Origin of the sequence: Dokdonella sp. (assembly GCF_049593775.1) — a bacterium.
Taxonomy (GTDB): Bacteria; Pseudomonadota; Gammaproteobacteria; order Xanthomonadales; family Rhodanobacteraceae; genus Dokdonella.
Map to the genome: position 1 here is coordinate 1 of NZ_JBAWHJ010000494.1, position 15,424 is coordinate 15,424.

The window sequence follows — 15,424 nt, forward strand, 5'->3', positions numbered from 1 at the left end:
AACCAGACCTGGTTCCACAGCCCGAGAAAAAACAAGCTGACGATGCGAACGAGGTTGAGCACCTGGATGGCGAGGAAGCCGAGCACAAGTCCGACAATCTTGTGTTTCCAAGGCGCAGGGAAGGCCAGGATCGCGGAGAACAGGATGATCACGGCCTCAATGCCATTGCACCCACGCTCGATGGAGACAACGAAGGTTCCGGCAGCGTTCTGGATCAGTTTGCCCTGCGAGATCGTCGTGCCATCGAACAGGTGGATGATCGTGGCGCAGGCCTTGGCCAGCACTGATGTAAACGGAGCAATGATCAGTTCATCGACCGGGGTGGTCAGACCGGCCGCAAAAAGCACCAGCAGCAAGACGAGGAAAATCAGGATGAAACGCAGCATGGCGCTCGGGGTGATTGGCGGAAAGCGCCCAGTTTAGACCACCCGCATAAAAGACGCTGCCATGCGGCCTGATCCGCCCTTTCGTGGCCGGGAAAATTCCGGGCATCGTGGCTGCGGCATCATGACCGGCAGATCGTCACCGACCCTGCGCCGGGCATCTGGGCTAGCATTCCCTGCATGAACCCCGCACCAAACCTGTTTCTGATCGGCCCAATGGGTGCCGGCAAGACTTCGATAGGCCGACGTCTGGCCGACCGGCTCGAACTGCCGTTCATCGATCTTGACCTGGCATTCGAGGAGCGCGCCGGAGTCAGTATTGCACTCACCTTCGAAATAGAGGGCGAAGCCGGATTCCGCAAACGCGAAAGCGCCTTGCTGGCCGAACTGGTTCGCCAACGCGGCATCATCCTTTCGACGGGTGGCGGCGCGGTTCTGGACAGGGGCAACCGGGAACTGCTTCGCAACAACGGTTTCGTTGTGTGGCTGGATGTGGACGTGGAGACCCAGTTGCGGCGACTGCAGGCAGACCGCAAGCGCCCACTGCTCTCGGCCGGTGACCGCAACGAACGGTTGCGCGACATGGCTGCGCAACGCAATCCGCTCTACGCGGAGACCGCCGACCTGCACATCAGGGCATCCGGCACGACCAGCAGCGCCGCGATGGCACGCAATGTCGGCATGCAGATTGCCCGCCACTGGCACTACATTGAAAACGGAGCAGATGCATGAAACATCTTGAGGTCGAGCTCGGCGAGCGCAGCTATCGAATCCATATCGGTGCCGGAAGCCTGCAACAGCCGGCCATCTGGCGTCCGGCGTTGCGTGGGCGCCACGTTCTTGTACTCAGCAACACCGTGGTCGCCCCGCTCTATCTGGACGCAGTGCTGTCCGGCTTGACCGACCTGACCCATTCCAGCCTGATTCTGGAAGATGGCGAGCAGCACAAGAGCTTCGAGAACGTGGCCCGCGTGTTTGATGCACTGGCCGATTTGGGTGCCAGTCGAGACGCAACACTCGTCACGTTAGGCGGGGGCGTCATTGGCGACCTCGGCGGGTTTGCCGCCGCGTGCTGGATGCGCGGAATTGATTTCGTGCAGATGCCAACGACCCTGCTGGCCATGGTGGATTCCTCGGTCGGCGGCAAGACCGGGGTGAACTTGCCCGCTGGCAAGAATCTCGTAGGCGCATTCCACCAGCCGCGAGCAGTGATCATCGATACGGCCACGCTGGCCAGCCTTCCCCGCCGGGAATATCTCGCCGGCCTGGCCGAAGTCATCAAGTATGGCGCCATCGGCGACGCGACTTTCCTGGACTGGCTGGGGCAACACGCCGATGCCCTGCTGAATCGTGATGCCCGGGCGCTGGACGAGGCGATTGCCTTCAGCTGTCGATACAAGGCCGGTGTAGTGGTTCGCGACGAGCGCGAGCTGGGCGAGCGCGCCTTGCTCAATTTCGGTCATACATTTGGCCATGCCATTGAAGCCGAAGCCGGTTACGGACAAGTACTGCATGGCGAGGCCGTGGCGATCGGCATGATCCTGGCGGCGCGCCTGTCGGCAAGCCTGGGCCTCGCGCCACCTGCCGACGCCGATCACCTTCAAGCATTGTTGTCGCGATTGGACCTGCCGACCCGGCTGCCGCCTGGCCTGGATGCACAGCGCCTGCTTGATCGGATGGTCCTCGACAAGAAGTCACTGAGCGGAAAATTGCGCCTGATCCTCTGGCGCGGCATCGGAAAGGCAGAAATCGCAGGAGGCATCGACGATTCGGCCATTCTGGCCTCGCTGCAGGACGCAGCCATGCAATCGATCTGAACAGAAATTCACCGAATTCAAGGGCATCGAACAACAGGATGCAGCGAAGCGGTTTCAATACAGCTAAAATCGTACGATGCGCATCTACATGCAAACACAGACGGAAGCGACAGAAACACCTCGCTTCTATCAACTTTCACTGCAGCAGGACCTGCTCGGTGGCTGGACCCTCTATCGCGAATGGGGCCAGCAAGGCGCGCGTTCGAGCCTGAAACGCGAGGTTTACCTCGATCGCGACAGCGCGTTGACGGCTTTCGAGAATGCCCGGGATTCCCAGGTCAAACGCGGCTTCCGGGTAGTATTCAGTCAAGGCATGGATAGCCCACATGCACATTGAGTCCCCGACAATCCGGCTGATCATTCTGGGCATTTGCCTGGTGGCCAGCCCGCAAACCGAGGCTTTCGAGCCAGGTAGCGAACGGACCTGCGAACCTTCAGCCGACGGTCAGCGCTTTGTCTGCCGGGATGCGTCCGGCATGGAAACGGAATCCGCGACCCCGGCAGAGGCCACAGCGACCGAACTCGCCGAAGAACCCGCACCCGAGAACGAGCCCGCAGCGGTGGACGCCGAACCGGCGCCCGAGGATGCCGTTCCAAGCCCCACCAGCAAGTTGCCCAACTACCTGCTCCACAATCCGGGTTCCGCGCCACGTCGTGCAACACCGGCTCCGGCGTCGAAGCCGGCACCGGCAGCGAGCAAGCCCCCCACACCAGCATCTTCCGCTGCTCCTGCCGCCACCAGTCCCAAGGTGGTGGCTCCGCCCAGCGCGCCGGCGCAATCTGCCGCGACGCCCCTGGCCAAACCCGTTGCGCCACGGGCAACAGCACCGATGGCCAAGCCTGCTCCAGCACCCACGGCATCTCCTGCCTCGTCGACATTGCCGCAAAAGCCGCCGAGCAGTCCGGCGCCTGCCAATCCGGCGCCACAGCCAGCTCCCGAAAAGTCGGAGCCCACACCCGCGCCACCGTCAGCCGCGACAACGCCGGTGCCGTCCACCACAGCGTCGGCATCCGCGCGTCCACGCGCTCGACGCGAACTGTCCAACGCAAGCGCGTTCATGGCCTTGCCGGGCGATCACTACACCCTCGTGCTCGACAGCGCGCGCAGCGTTGCCGAACTGGATGCGCTGGTGGACGCGCTGGAGGATCTTCCCGGCACGCTTTATCGGGTTGGCCTGGACATGCCCGATGGGCGCTGGTACAGCCTGTGCTGGTCGAATTTCGACAGCCTCGATGCCGCCCGCGCAGCACGAGCGCGCCTGCCGGCCGACGCACCGATCGCTTCCGGCTGGCCGCGGCGGATCAGCCTGCTGCAAAGCGAAATCAAGTAATTACCCTGGAGTTGCCCGTGACCGATCACCGCTTCCTGCGTGCGCTGCGGCGCGAACCCGTCGATACGACGCCTGTCTGGATCATGCGCCAGGCCGGTCGCTACTTGCCGGAATACCGCGCCACGCGGGAACGTGCTGGCAGTTTCCTGGCCCTGGCCAAGACCCCGGAACTCGCCTGCGAAGTCACCTTGCAGCCACTGGATCGGTTCGCCCTTGATGCCGCGATCCTGTTTTCCGACATCCTGACCATTCCCGACGCAATGGGGCTGGGCCTGCACTTCATTGAAGGAGAGGGGCCGAAGTTCCATCACCCTCTGCGCTCCGCAGCTGCGATCAGGAAGCTCGGCGTTCCGGATCCGGAAGCGGATCTGCGCTATGTCACCGATGCGGTACGCCTGATCCGTCGCGAACTCGCCGACCGGGTTCCGCTGATCGGATTTTCCGGCAGTCCGTGGACGCTCGCCTGCTACATGATCGAAGGTGGCGGTTCTTCCAACTTCTCGCGCGCGAAGGCGCTGATGCTGGATGATCCGGCGACCATGCATCACCTGCTTGACATCAATGCTCGCGCCGTCACCGCCTACCTGACCGCCCAGGCCGCTGCCGGTGCGCAAACCCTGATGGTGTTCGACAGCTGGGGCGGCATGCTCTCGGCACAGTCGTTCCCTGAATTTTCGCAGCGCTATCTGGCCAGTATCGCCAGCGAGCTCAAATCGAATGCGGCCACACGCGACATCCCGCTCATCCTGTTTTCAAAGGGTGCCAACGTCCATCTCGAAGGCCTTGCCGACAGCGGCTGCGATGCGCTGGCGGTCGACTGGACCATCAGTCTTTCCGAAGCACGCCGGCGCGTCGGCGACCGCGTTGCCCTGCAGGGCAATCTCGATCCGGCCACACTCGCGGCCAATCCCGACGCGATCCGTGAACAGGTGCGCATCACCCTCGACAGTTTCGGTGAAGGCCCGGGACACGTCTTCAATCTCGGCCATGGCATCACGCCGGATATCGACCCGGACCATGTTGCCGTTCTTGTCGATGCAGTGCACGAATTCGGGCGGACGTGAAACCGGGACCATCGGTCGTGAAGATCCCTGCCACTACGCTCGGCAGACGTGTCATCGCGACCCTGATCGCATGCCTGCTGCTTGCGCCCGCAGCCAAGGCCAGCGAGGTTCCGGCCGACTCAGTGCCGGCCTCTGGCGCGGGCGCGGAATTCGCCACGCTCGATACCATCGTGGTCAGCGGCGAACAGCCCGGGCCCGGCCTGTGGAAGGTCAGCAAGGACGATCACGAGCTGTGGATACTCGGCACGCTGAGCCCGCTGCCGAAAAGGATGAGCTGGGTATCGCGCGACGTCGAAGCCATCATTGCCGATTCCCAGGAAGTTATCCTGATGCCGAATGTGTCGCTCAGCGTCAAGGGCGGCATGATTCGTGGCTTGTTCCTGCTGCCGTCCTTGATGAAGGCGCGCAACAATCCCGACAAGGAAAAGCTGGTCGACGTGGTGCCGCCAGACTTGTACGCGCGCTGGAAAGTGCTCAAGGCGCGCTACATGGGCAATGGCAACAGCGTCGAGAAACGCAGGCCGATCTTCGCGGCGTACGACCTCTACGAAAGTGCGATCAAGCGCTCTGGTCTTTCCCAGAAGGATGTCGTCAGCGGCGGCGTCAAGAAAGCGGCCCGGCGCAACAAGGTGGAATTGGTCGAGCCCGAACTCGATTTGCGCATCGAATCACCGGGATCGGCGCTGCGCGACTTCAGGAAATCGTCACTCGACGACCTTGATTGTTTCGCCAAGACGATGAGTCGCCTCGAAACCGACATCGAGGCAATGAAGCTGCGCGGCAACGCCTGGGCAACCGGTGATATCGAAGCCATCCAGAGCCTCCCTTACACCGATCAATTGCATGCCTGCAGCGATGCCATCCTCAACGCCAGTGTGGTCGAGGAACGCGGCCTCGCCGATTTGCGTCCGCGCATCTATTCCATCTGGCTGACCGCAGCCGAAAGTTCGCTGCAGCGCAATGCCAAAAGCTTCGCGATCCTGCCGATGCGGCTGCTGCTGGCTGACGATGGCTTGCTGACCCAGTTGCGTGATCGCGGCTACACCATCGATCCGCCCGAATAGTCGAATCATCTCGTCTGCAGTCGAGGTGCGCGGCAAAATATTCCCGGTCTTGTTGATCGAGCCTGAAAGGCCGTTACACTCGGGGCTGATTCCGGGGGGATCGCCTATGCAGAATCAGCACGGTTCGGCGCCGATGACGCGGCGTCAGTTATTGCGCATGATCGGACTCAGCGCGGGTGGCGCGGCGATGTACCAGGCCATGAGCAGCCTCGGGCTCGCGGCTGAAACGCAGTTCGCGGGCATTCCACCTCTCGGCCCTGCACCCAAGGGCGCCTCGGTACTCATTCTCGGCGCCGGCCTCGCCGGCATGGTGGCTGCATTCGAATTGCGCAAGGCCGGCTATGCAGTTCAAGTGCTTGAATACAATGCTCGTGCTGGCGGTCGAAACTGGACCGTGCGCGGTGGCGATCAATACACGGAGCTCGGCGGCGAGACGCAGGAATGCGAATTCTCCGAGGGTCTGCACTTCAATCCGGGGCCATGGCGCATTCCGCACCAGCATCGCGCCGTCCTCGGCTACTGCAAGCAGTTCGGCATCCCGCTGCAGGGATTCGTCCAGGTCAACAACAACGCATGGCTGCACAGCAGCCGTGCGTTTGGTGGCAAGCCCATGCGCTACCGCGAGGTCAATTCCGATTATCGCGGCCACGTCGCCGAACTGCTGGCCAAGTGCACACTGGATGATGCGCTTGATGCACCTGTGAGCAGCGAGGACCAGCAAAAGTTGCTCGCATCCCTGCAGTGGTGGGGGGCGCTGGACGGCAACTATGCCTACGCGAAGAATCCGCTCAGCAGCGAGCGTCGTGGCTACGACAAGGAACCCGGCGGCGGCCTGTCCGGCAAGCCAGAGTACTCCTCACCCGTTGGCTTGAGCGAATTGCTCGACTCGCGACTCTGGCAGAGCCTGCCGATCAATGAAATTTTCGATTTGCAAACCACCTTGCTGCAACCGGTCGGCGGCATGGGTCGGATTGGCGATGCGTTCGCGAGCCGACTCGAAGGCCTGATTCGCTACTCGGCCAAGGTCATCGACATCCGCCAGGACGAGCGCGGCGTTGAGGTCAGCTATGAGGACACAACCCAGCCCGGCCAACGGCACAGCGCCAGTGCGGACTGGTGCATCTGCACGATTCCGCTTTCCATCCTCGGCCAGATCCCGATGAACGTGGGGAGGCCGATGGCTGCGGCGATCGCTGCGGTCCCGTATGCCGCATCGGTCAAGATCGGACTCCAGTTCAAGCGGCGCTTCTGGGAGGAAGACGAAGGCATCTACGGCGGTATCAGCTACACGGATCTGCCAATCGGACTGATCAGCTATCCAAGTTCTGGTTTCCAGGGCAATGGGCCGGCGATTCTGCTGGGCGGCTACACCTGGGGTACCGACGCGATGAAATTCTCCTCGATGAGTCCTGCCCGGCGCATCAGCGAAGCGGTCGCCCAGGGTGCGCAGATCCACCCGCAATACCGGGCCGAATTCGACAACGGCATTGCCGTGTCCTGGCACCGATCGCCATTCACGATGGGCTGTTTCGGCTTGTGGACGCAGGCCATGCGCGAGCAGCACTACGAGAACCTTTGCCAGTTCGATGGGCGCATCGTGCTGGCCGGCGAGCACGCCTCCTACCTGCCGGCCTGGCAGGAGGGTGCGGTCACTTCAGCCCTCGATGCGATAGAACGACTGCATCGACGAGCCAACGCGAAGGGAGGTGCCGCATGAATCGTCCCTTCTGCCAGCGCGCCGTGTTTCGCGTATTCGCGACATTGATGTGCGTGGCATCCAGCGCGACCTTCGCCGATGAAACCACGGAAACCGAAAGGGCCGGCTTGCTGACTGGCAACACCGCCGACCTGGTCAGTGGCGAGCAAATCTATAGGCAGATCTGCCAGGGATGCCACATGCCCGGGGGGCGCGGCGCCACAGGGGCCGGAAGCTATCCGGCGTTCGCCGGCAATCCGGCCCTGGCGTCGGCGAATTATGTCGTGGTTACCGTACTCAATGGCCGCGGCAACATGCCGGCATTCAAGCCGATCGAAAATTTCGAGTTCTTCTTCGGCCCCACCTCGCTTGACGACAGACAGGTCGCCGAAGTCGTCAACTACATTCGCACGCACTTCGGCAACGACTACGCCGAGCCAGTCAGCGCGGCCGACGTCGCCGCACTCCATACCCAACCCTGAAAGGAGAACCGCATGATTCGACATGCCATCCCATTGCTCGCATTGGTACTCGCACCAAGCCTGCTGCTCGCGCAATCCGTGGTTCGCCACAAGCTGCCCAACAACAGCACGTTTCCGATCGCCGCCGCAGTCGAGGTTCCAGCCGGCAAGACCATGGTCTACCTGAGTGGCAAGGTGCCCTCGGTTGCCAACGAGAAGGCGGAGAAGAATAGCGTGGCAGCCTACGGCGATACCGAGGCGCAGACGCTATCCGTGCTCAAGGGCATCGAGGAGCAACTGAAGGGCATGAACCTCGGCATGGGCGATATCGTGCGCATGCAGGCGTTCCTCGTCGGCGATCCCGGCCAGGGCGGCAAGATGGATTTTGGCGGCTTCATGAAGGGCTATAGCCAATTCTTCGGCACCGAAGCACAACCCAATCTGCCGGCACGTTCGACGATGCAGGTCGCAGCCCTTGCCAACCCGGGTTTCCTTGTCGAGATTGAAGTGACGGCGGTTCGCCCCTGATCAGGAAGCCTTAAATTGGCGGCAAACGGGCTCAATCGCTGCCAGGCGATGATTGCGGGGCGGGTTCATCGAACCATGGCGATATCGCCTGCTCGAGCTTCTCGCCGCTGAGCGGCTTGCGCAAGAATCCGTCCATGCCTGCACTGCGTGCCTGCGCCTCCTCATCGCCAGTGGCCCGCGCAGTAATCGCGATCAAGGGTAGCGGACGAACATTGCCCAGGCTTCGTTCGCGATCGCGCACGAGCCGGCTCAATTGCAGGCCGTCGATTCCAGGGAGGTCGAGATCGACCAGGGCCAGGTCCACTCCGGATTTCTCCAGAATCGCCAGCGCAGCCAGTCCATGCGGTGCGTGGCTGGCCCGATGACCGATCTTTTCAAGCATGCCGATGACGACCGCAGCGATGGTGGCGTCATCTTCGACAACCAGCACATGGCGAATCGGGGGCGCAGCGAAAGTTTGCCTGTCCGCTGACACGTTCGCCTGCACAAGCCGGGGTGATGCGGGCAACACATCCTGGGGCGACGCGGTTGGCAGCGGCAACCGGATGGCGAAGGAAGTGCCTTGGCCCGGCGTACTGTCGACCTCGATGCTTCCACCCATCAGTTCCACCAGTTCGCGACAGATCGACAACCCGAGGCCGCTGCTACCCAGGCTTTGCGCCTGTTCACCGGATTGCTCGAAACGACCAAACAGACGGCTACGCAGGTCGGCATTCATGCCGGGCCCCGTATCCGAGACCGTGAATGCGATCCAGCCGTCGCCGACATCGGCTGCGCCCAGTTCGATCCGGCCATGTTCGGTGAACTTGATGGCATTGTTCACCAGGTTGAGCAGCACCTGCTTGATGCGCAGCGCATCGCCCAGGACCCGGGCTGGCATAGGCTCGCTTACGTTCAGTTCCAGGGCCAGATCCTTTTTTTGCGCCAGGGGTTGCTCCAGCGCGCATATTTCACGCAGCAGCTCCACAGGATCGAGCGGCTGCTTCACCAGTTCGAGCTTGCCTGCTTCGATCCGAGCCAGATCGAGACTGTCATTGACCAGGCGCAGCAGCATGTCTCCGGAGCGGCTGATCGCCTCGGCATAGCCTCGCTGGCGCTCGTCCAGAGCAGTGCCGCGCAGCAGTTCGGCCATGCCCAGCACGCCAGTCATCGGCGTGCGGATCTCATGACTCATCGTGGCAAGGAAGGCCGATTTGGCCTTGCCCAGTTGCTCGGCGTTGCGGCGCTGCTCATCGGCCAGTGCCATGGCGTGGCGCTGGTCGACACGATGCCGCCAGGCGCGCATGGAGGCAAACACGACCAGTCCGAACAAGACCAGATACGCAAACCATGCACCCGGCTGCAACCAGGGCGCAGCGGCAACCCGGATCGCAATTTCGGGGGTTGATTCGCTCCAGATACCGTCTGCATTGGCTGCGCGAACCTGCAACGTATAGTTGCCGGCCGGCAACTGCGAGAACACACGCTCGCCACGCGCACCGGTATCAACCCAACCCTCATCAAATCCTGCCAGACGGAACTGGTAGCGATTTCCGGCCGGATTGAGGAACGACAAGGCCCTCGCCGTGACGCTCAACTCGCGATAGGAATGTTTCAGTCCCACAGCGGCCGTTGCATCCAGGGCAATGACCTCGCCATCACGACGCACCGAAAGTCCTGTCAATTTGAGCAGTGGCGCAGGAGAGTCCAGCGAAATGGCCTGCGGATCGAAGCCGATCAATCCGGCGCGCGAGTTGATGTAAACGCTGCCATCGGGAGCCTTGGCAAAATGCCCGACCAGCTCGGCACTTGGCAGACCATCGCGTTCGCTGAAGCGACGGATGCCTGAAAGGTCGACATCGATACGCCAGAGGCCGCGCTGACTTGCTGCCCAGATGCTGCCATCGGTCGTCACATGCAGGTCACTGACTTGCATGGCCGGCCAACCTTCCGCACTGGCGAACTGGACCGAGGGCGTGAGCTTTCCATCGCGCCAGTCGTAGCGCTCCAGTGCACCGAGCCGGTGCAGCCAGAGTGAGTGGGCATCGGCGAACGTGAGTGCATGTATCGCCTCATCCGGAGCACCCGGGACGCGCATGAAGCGATCCTGGCTGGCGTCGTAGCGCTCGACGCCGATGCTTGTCGCAATCCATGGAACACCTTGAGGATCGAGCACGATATTGGCGATGTCGGCGTCGCCAAGTGTTTCGGAGCCAACCGAGTAGCTGCGAATGGACAACGTGGTCGGGTCGATCCTGGCGACGCCACCGCCGCGAAGGCTGGCCCAGATCATCGAATCACCATCAAGCAAGATCTGGTTGGCATAGCCCCGAGGCAGCGCATCAGGCGAATCGACCACGACCGGAAGCTCGGTCATGCCGCTGCCGTCGAGGGCGTAGCGGCGAATCCCGCGCTGATGCCCCACCCACAGGAATTCGCCAATCTGCAGCACCGATCTCACTGCACTGCCCTGCACCTCAAGCCGCACGCCGTGACGTTTCACCTTGCCGGAAATCGCGTCGATATGGTCGATTCCATCGCGACCACCGGCAACCCAGATGCCACCATCCGCATCGACGCTGACCGCCTCGGAAACAGTGTGCCTCAGGCTAGCCTCCTCCCCGGGCCGATGGCGCCACACGGAGAAATTCCGCCAGCGCGCCGGCAAGCGTGCGATACCGCCTTCGAACAGGGCTATCCAGAGACCGCCCTCGCGGTCACGAAGCAGATCCATGATTCGTGATGAAGACAAATCGCCGGGCAGCGTGTCGCCGCCGCCGTAGCGTGTTTGCGTGCCTTTTTCCAGACGTACCAGGCCACCTGTTGTTCCGATCCAGCGACTGCCGTCGCTGTCGCGGACCGTGGCCGAGGTGGCCGTGCGCACGTCAGTCTCGATCAGAGTTTCCGCAACGGAGAGATCGGCGCGCACCCTGGCCACGCCATAGTCACTGCCCACCAGAACGCTCCCGTCGTCCTGCACGCGCAGGCTCCCGATCGGCAGGTTTTCCGCGTGGCGCTCGAGTGCAGGCAGGGCGATGTGGACCAGCCGGCCATCACGCTCGCGCACATCCAGTCCGTCGTCGGTACCGATCCAGAGACGCCCTGACTGATCACCCGCCAGTGAGATGACCGTAGTTGAGCTCAGGCTGGCGGGGTTTTCAGGATCATGCTCGATGCGCTCGAAGCTTCCATCCTCGAGTAGCCGGTTGAGGCCACCCAGATAGGTGCCGACCCAGATCGTGCCATCCGCATCCTGAGCAACCGTGAACACATCGTCACTGCTGATGCTGGTCGGATCGTCCTTGTCGTGCAGATAGCGACGGAACCGGGTTTCATCCAGCATTTCATTCAAGCCGCTGGCTTCGCCGCCGGTCCAGATTCGCCCATCCCGGTCGACCAAAAGCGCCGATACATCATTGCTCGCCAACGAGCCTGCATCGTCCGGATCATGCCGCCAGACGCGATAGTCGACACCATCGTAGCGAGCCAGCCCATCGCGCGTACCGATCCAGACGAATCCATCAGCATCCTGGCGCACCGCGTAGACGTCGCTGGAAGGCAGTCCATCGGCCACGCGCAGCACTTCGAACCATGGATCCGAAGGTGGCGGTCCGGCGACCACCAGAGCAGGTACCAGCCAACTGAGCAACACCGCCGCGAATCGCCACATGGCGCTCTCCCTGCATGATCAGAATCCCGTCCAGCCGATGGTGCCATGAGGTGCCGGTCGACGGCCACCGGGAGCGACCAGCCCAACAGGATAGAATCAGGCCATGTCGCATTCCCGCCTGCCATTGCGCCTGGTCCTGCTTGGCCTGCTTGGTCTCGTCGCCGTGCTGCTGATCGGCCTGGCCATCAGCACACTCAACAGCCTGCTTGAGTTGTACGAGCGCCTGCTCGGCTTGCCCCTGCTGGTACGGGTCCCATTGATTATCCTCGTGGCCGGCGTTGTGCTCGCACTGGGCATGCTGGCGTGGAAGCTTCTGCGTCCGACGCCGCGACGATCGGCGCGCAAGTCCGTCGGGAAAGTTCCCGCGCGCGAGTCGGTCGAAACGCGTGTAGCCGACCTGCTGACAAGAGATGAATCAGCCGCCAGCCTCGAACAGGAGCTCATCGAGCTCGACAGACGCCGCCAGAGCGGCGAAATCCATGTGGCATTGTTCGGCGAAATCAGCACCGGGAAGACCAGCCTGGTACGCCAGCTCACGGACGAAGCGGTGGCTGACGTCGACGTGATCGGCGGTACTACGCGCTGGGTCCACCATTTCCGCGGCCGACTCCCCGACCAGCGCGAACTGATCATCGCCGACATGCCGGGCACGGGTGAGGTCTCCGGCCAGCAACGCGAGCAGCTTGCCCGCGACGAAGCATTGCGTTCACACGCCGTGATCTACGTGGCCAGCTCCGACCTGACCCGGGCCCAGGATACCGAGCTGCGCTGGCTTGCCGGATTCGGCAAGCCCCTGATTCTCGCGCTGAACAAATCCGACCAGTTCGAAGACAACGAGCGCGAAGCGCTGATGGATTCCTTCCAGTCACGCTATGCCGGGGTCTGTCGCGCCATCATCACCATCAGCGCCGGTGGCAGCGAGCGATTCGAACGGCATCTTGCCGATGGCCGTGTCGAGCGCGTCGAACGCGAACGCAATGCAGACATCGATGCCTTGCTCAGCGAACTGATGCGCGTGGCCGCACAGGGCCAGGCCGCACTTGAACCAGCCCGGGAGGCCTCCGTACTGCTGCATGTAGACCAGCGTGCCGGCGTCCTCGCGCGTGAGGTTGCCTTGCGTGAATCCGAAGCCACGATCACGCGCTACACGCGGCGTGCCGTGGTCGGTGCAATGGCTGCCGTTGCGCCCGGCACCGACATCATCATCCAGGGTGCACTCGGCACCGCCATGGTCCGCGAACTGGCACGCATTCACGATGTCCCGGCGCGCGAGCTCGATGTCGAGAACCTGCTGGCAAGGCTAGGGCTGACGATCCGCAATACCACGGCCATCGTGCTCGCCATCGCTGGCAATGCACTCAAGGCGTTCCCGGGATTGGGTACCCTGGGCGGCGGCGTACTCCACGCAGTGGCCTATGGCCTCGCTTTTGACTCGCTCGGCCGCGCCGTTGCCAATACGCTGGCCGAACACGCCCGCCTTGACCAGGACCAAGCCGAGCAGAACATTCGCGAGCTGCTGACCGAGCCTGCGCGTGACCGGGTCGAACGAGTTGCCCGCATCGTTATCGATTCCATGCGCAAATCCGCGGACAGCAACCGGCGGACCGATTGATCCACCAGGATTGGTCAAGTCAGGAAGACAAACCGTCAATGAGCCGTGGGTGGCGCATGTCATGGCAATTTGCCAAGCTGCAGCGATGATCAGGACAATCTCCAAGACACTGGCCGTTGCCTTGCTGTGCCTTCTGGCTGCAGGCGCGAATGCCCGTGCCGCCCAGCCGCAGACATGGATATTCGATCCGGTGCACACGCAAATCATCTTCTTTGCCGATCACCTGGGATTCTCCAGGGCCATCGGTCGCCTCAGGCTGGAGCAAGGCTGGTTTCAGTTCGATCCGGATGACTGGGGTAGCGCACGCGCCGACGTGGTCATCGATATCGGCAGTCTGGACATGGGCGAACCCGGATGGACCAGGAAGGTGCTGTCGTCTTCATTCCTCGATGCCGAGCGCTGGCCCACTGCCCGGTTCGTCAGCACCTCGATGGAAAAGACTGGCGACAACACCGGCGTACTGCATGGCGACTTGTGGCTGCGCGGCGAAAGGCAGGCAGTCGATCTCGACGTGACATTCAACCGCATTGGCGGCGATCCCTATGCATTCAAGACCAAGGCTGGCTTCAGCGCACGCACCTCGCTGGACCGTTTCGATTTCGGCATGGACAGCTATCGCGAAGTCGTTGCCGGACCGGTCGAACTTCGCATTGAAGTCGAAGGTGTACGCAGTCGCGAAAAGAAGGAAGTGAACAACGATGCCACTGAAAGGAACTGATACACGCTGGGGCGGCATGGCCAAGGCCCTGCACTGGCTGATGGCGATTGCCATCATCGGCAATGGCGTCCTCGGCTGGATCATGCATGAAATGGCACCGAGCATGGACAAGCTCAACACCTATGCCATTCACAAGTCGATCGGCCTGACCGTACTGGCCCTGCTGCTGGTGCGCATCAGCTGGAAACTTCTCGATAAACGCCCAGCCGACGAGCCGATGCCGCGCTGGCAGCGCATCGCCGCGCATGCAACACACGGTGTCTTGTACCTGCTGATGCTCCTGATTCCGTTGAGCGGCTGGTTCTACAACTCGGTCAGAGGCTATCCACTGCAATGGTTCAAATGGTTCAACCTGCCGGCGCTGGCGGGCAAGAACGAAGGCCTCGTGGAGCTTGCGCACCTTGCGCACGAGTCGCTGGTCTGGGTGCTGGTTGGCGTGCTCGCCGCGCATGTCGGCGGTGCGCTGATGCACCACTTCCGCGAACGCGACAACACCCTGCTGCGCATGATTCCCATGGCACGATTGCGCCAAAGCTCAAACGGAGACACAAAATGAAATCCAGGATCCTGCTTCTTCTGTCGCTCGCCTGTTGCGGCATGGCCAATGCTGCCGACTACACGGTCAAGGATGGCAGCACGCTGGAGTTCTACGCCACCTTCCAGGGCGAGGAATTCCAGGGGCGCTTCATGCAGTTCGTGGCGAACATCCAATATGACCCCACCCGGCTCGGGGATTCGAAATTCGACGTCAGCGTTGACCTGTCCAGCGCGCGAACTGGCGATTCGGAACGCGATGCAATGCTTCCCGATCAGGAATTCTTTGATGTCGCCGCGCACCCCAAAGCCCGGTTCGTCACCAGCCAGTTCCGACAATCCGCAGACAAGGTCTTCGCGGATGGCACGCTGTCCCTGAAAGGCATCAGCAAGCCGGTTGAACTTCAAGTGAAATTCACGCCGAATGCCACCGGCGGGATCCTCGAAGTCGAGACCATCCTGAACCGACTCGAGTACCAGGTCGGGATCGGGGACTATGCCGACACCTCGACGATAGGTGATGCGGTCAGGGTCCGAGGTCATCTGCTGCTCGAGTCGAACTGATCC

Annotated in this window: 15 protein-coding genes; 13 read left to right on the forward strand and 2 right to left on the reverse strand. The window is 62.2% G+C overall.

Annotated features, from left to right (window positions below):
- A partial coding sequence (gene xrtH, locus WBP53_RS17145) for an exosortase H (RefSeq protein WP_423930966.1) occupies positions 1-386 on the reverse strand: 386 nt, incomplete at its 3' end.
- A gap of 177 nt (positions 387-563) precedes the next feature.
- Between xrtH and WBP53_RS17150 the strand changes: the two genes are divergently transcribed.
- From WBP53_RS17150 to WBP53_RS17190, 9 genes are all read left to right on the forward strand, one after another.
- Positions 564-1,115: a shikimate kinase gene (locus WBP53_RS17150; RefSeq protein ID WP_423930967.1), complete on the forward strand. Its 552-nt coding sequence runs from the start codon at positions 564-566 to the stop codon at positions 1,113-1,115.
- On the forward strand, positions 1,112-2,200 hold the full coding sequence (aroB, locus tag WBP53_RS17155) for a 3-dehydroquinate synthase (RefSeq protein WP_423930968.1): 1,089 nt from the start codon (positions 1,112-1,114) through the stop codon (positions 2,198-2,200). Before WBP53_RS17150 ends, aroB begins: the two co-directional genes overlap by 4 nt.
- Before the next feature lie 76 nt (positions 2,201-2,276).
- A complete protein-coding gene (locus WBP53_RS17160) occupies positions 2,277-2,537 on the forward strand; it encodes a WGR domain-containing protein (RefSeq protein ID WP_423930969.1) in 261 nt (86 codons plus the stop codon).
- A complete protein-coding gene (locus WBP53_RS17165) occupies positions 2,527-3,531 on the forward strand; it encodes a hypothetical protein (protein WP_423930970.1) in 1,005 nt (334 codons plus the stop codon). The genes WBP53_RS17160 and WBP53_RS17165 overlap by 11 nt, the downstream gene beginning before the upstream one ends.
- Positions 3,532-3,548: 17 nt before the next feature.
- Positions 3,549-4,595, forward strand: coding sequence for a uroporphyrinogen decarboxylase (gene hemE, locus WBP53_RS17170; RefSeq protein WP_423930971.1), 1,047 nt, complete (start codon positions 3,549-3,551; stop codon positions 4,593-4,595).
- Between the two features lie 17 nt (positions 4,596-4,612).
- Complete coding sequence (locus WBP53_RS17175) at positions 4,613-5,659, forward strand: TraB/GumN family protein (protein WP_423930972.1); 1,047 nt, start codon at positions 4,613-4,615, stop codon at positions 5,657-5,659.
- A 106-nt stretch (positions 5,660-5,765) separates the two neighbouring features.
- A complete protein-coding gene (locus WBP53_RS17180; protein WP_423930973.1) occupies positions 5,766-7,376 on the forward strand; it encodes a flavin monoamine oxidase family protein in 1,611 nt (536 codons plus the stop codon).
- On the forward strand, positions 7,373-7,837 hold the full coding sequence (locus WBP53_RS17185) for a c-type cytochrome (RefSeq protein WP_423930974.1): 465 nt from the start codon (positions 7,373-7,375) through the stop codon (positions 7,835-7,837). The genes WBP53_RS17180 and WBP53_RS17185 overlap by 4 nt, the downstream gene beginning before the upstream one ends.
- Positions 7,838-7,849: 12 nt before the next feature.
- Positions 7,850-8,344, forward strand: coding sequence for a RidA family protein (locus tag WBP53_RS17190; protein ID WP_423930975.1), 495 nt, complete (start codon positions 7,850-7,852; stop codon positions 8,342-8,344).
- A gap of 31 nt (positions 8,345-8,375) precedes the next feature.
- On the opposite strand, the gene WBP53_RS17195 is transcribed toward WBP53_RS17190, so the two are convergent.
- A complete protein-coding gene (locus WBP53_RS17195) occupies positions 8,376-11,993 on the reverse strand; it encodes an ATP-binding protein (protein WP_423930976.1) in 3,618 nt (1,205 codons plus the stop codon).
- Positions 11,994-12,096: 103 nt separating this feature from the next.
- Here WBP53_RS17195 and WBP53_RS17200 point away from each other — a divergent pair, with 103 nt between their 5' ends.
- The 4 genes from WBP53_RS17200 (at position 12,097) to WBP53_RS17215 (ending at position 15,421) form a co-directional block, all read left to right on the forward strand.
- The gene (locus tag WBP53_RS17200) at positions 12,097-13,605 is read left to right on the forward strand and encodes a GTPase (RefSeq protein WP_423930977.1); all 1,509 of its coding nucleotides are present in this window, start codon (positions 12,097-12,099) and stop codon (positions 13,603-13,605) included.
- Positions 13,606-13,690: 85 nt separating this feature from the next.
- Positions 13,691-14,323 (forward strand): YceI family protein, encoded by a 633-nt coding sequence (locus tag WBP53_RS17205; RefSeq protein ID WP_423930978.1) that lies wholly within the window; start codon positions 13,691-13,693, stop codon positions 14,321-14,323.
- Positions 14,304-14,879 (forward strand): cytochrome b, encoded by a 576-nt coding sequence (locus WBP53_RS17210; protein WP_423930979.1) that lies wholly within the window; start codon positions 14,304-14,306, stop codon positions 14,877-14,879. The genes WBP53_RS17205 and WBP53_RS17210 overlap by 20 nt, the downstream gene beginning before the upstream one ends.
- Positions 14,876-15,421 (forward strand): YceI family protein, encoded by a 546-nt coding sequence (locus WBP53_RS17215; RefSeq protein ID WP_423930980.1) that lies wholly within the window; start codon positions 14,876-14,878, stop codon positions 15,419-15,421. The genes WBP53_RS17210 and WBP53_RS17215 overlap by 4 nt, the downstream gene beginning before the upstream one ends.
- The last annotated feature ends 3 nt before the right edge of the window (positions 15,422-15,424 follow it).

Excerpts from the sequence above, each read along its gene's own strand:
- WBP53_RS17215 (WP_423930980.1), top strand. The coding sequence starts at position 14,876 with ATGAAATCCAGGATCCTGCTTCTTCTGTCGCTCGCCTGTTGCGGCATG.
- WBP53_RS17200 (WP_423930977.1), top strand. The coding sequence starts at position 12,097 with ATGTCGCATTCCCGCCTGCCATTGCGCCTGGTCCTGCTTGGCCTGCTT.
- WBP53_RS17165 (WP_423930970.1), top strand. The coding sequence starts at position 2,527 with ATGCACATTGAGTCCCCGACAATCCGGCTGATCATTCTGGGCATTTGC.
- WBP53_RS17210 (WP_423930979.1), top strand. The coding sequence starts at position 14,304 with ATGCCACTGAAAGGAACTGATACACGCTGGGGCGGCATGGCCAAGGCC.
- WBP53_RS17195 (WP_423930976.1), bottom strand. The coding sequence starts at position 11,993 with ATGTGGCGATTCGCGGCGGTGTTGCTCAGTTGGCTGGTACCTGCTCTG.
- WBP53_RS17185 (WP_423930974.1), top strand. The coding sequence starts at position 7,373 with ATGAATCGTCCCTTCTGCCAGCGCGCCGTGTTTCGCGTATTCGCGACA.
- WBP53_RS17180 (WP_423930973.1), top strand. The coding sequence starts at position 5,766 with ATGCAGAATCAGCACGGTTCGGCGCCGATGACGCGGCGTCAGTTATTG.
- WBP53_RS17160 (WP_423930969.1), top strand. The coding sequence starts at position 2,277 with ATGCGCATCTACATGCAAACACAGACGGAAGCGACAGAAACACCTCGC.
- WBP53_RS17150 (WP_423930967.1), top strand. The coding sequence starts at position 564 with ATGAACCCCGCACCAAACCTGTTTCTGATCGGCCCAATGGGTGCCGGC.
- WBP53_RS17205 (WP_423930978.1), top strand. The coding sequence starts at position 13,691 with ATGATCAGGACAATCTCCAAGACACTGGCCGTTGCCTTGCTGTGCCTT.
- WBP53_RS17190 (WP_423930975.1), top strand. The coding sequence starts at position 7,850 with ATGATTCGACATGCCATCCCATTGCTCGCATTGGTACTCGCACCAAGC.
- aroB (WP_423930968.1), top strand. The coding sequence starts at position 1,112 with ATGAAACATCTTGAGGTCGAGCTCGGCGAGCGCAGCTATCGAATCCAT.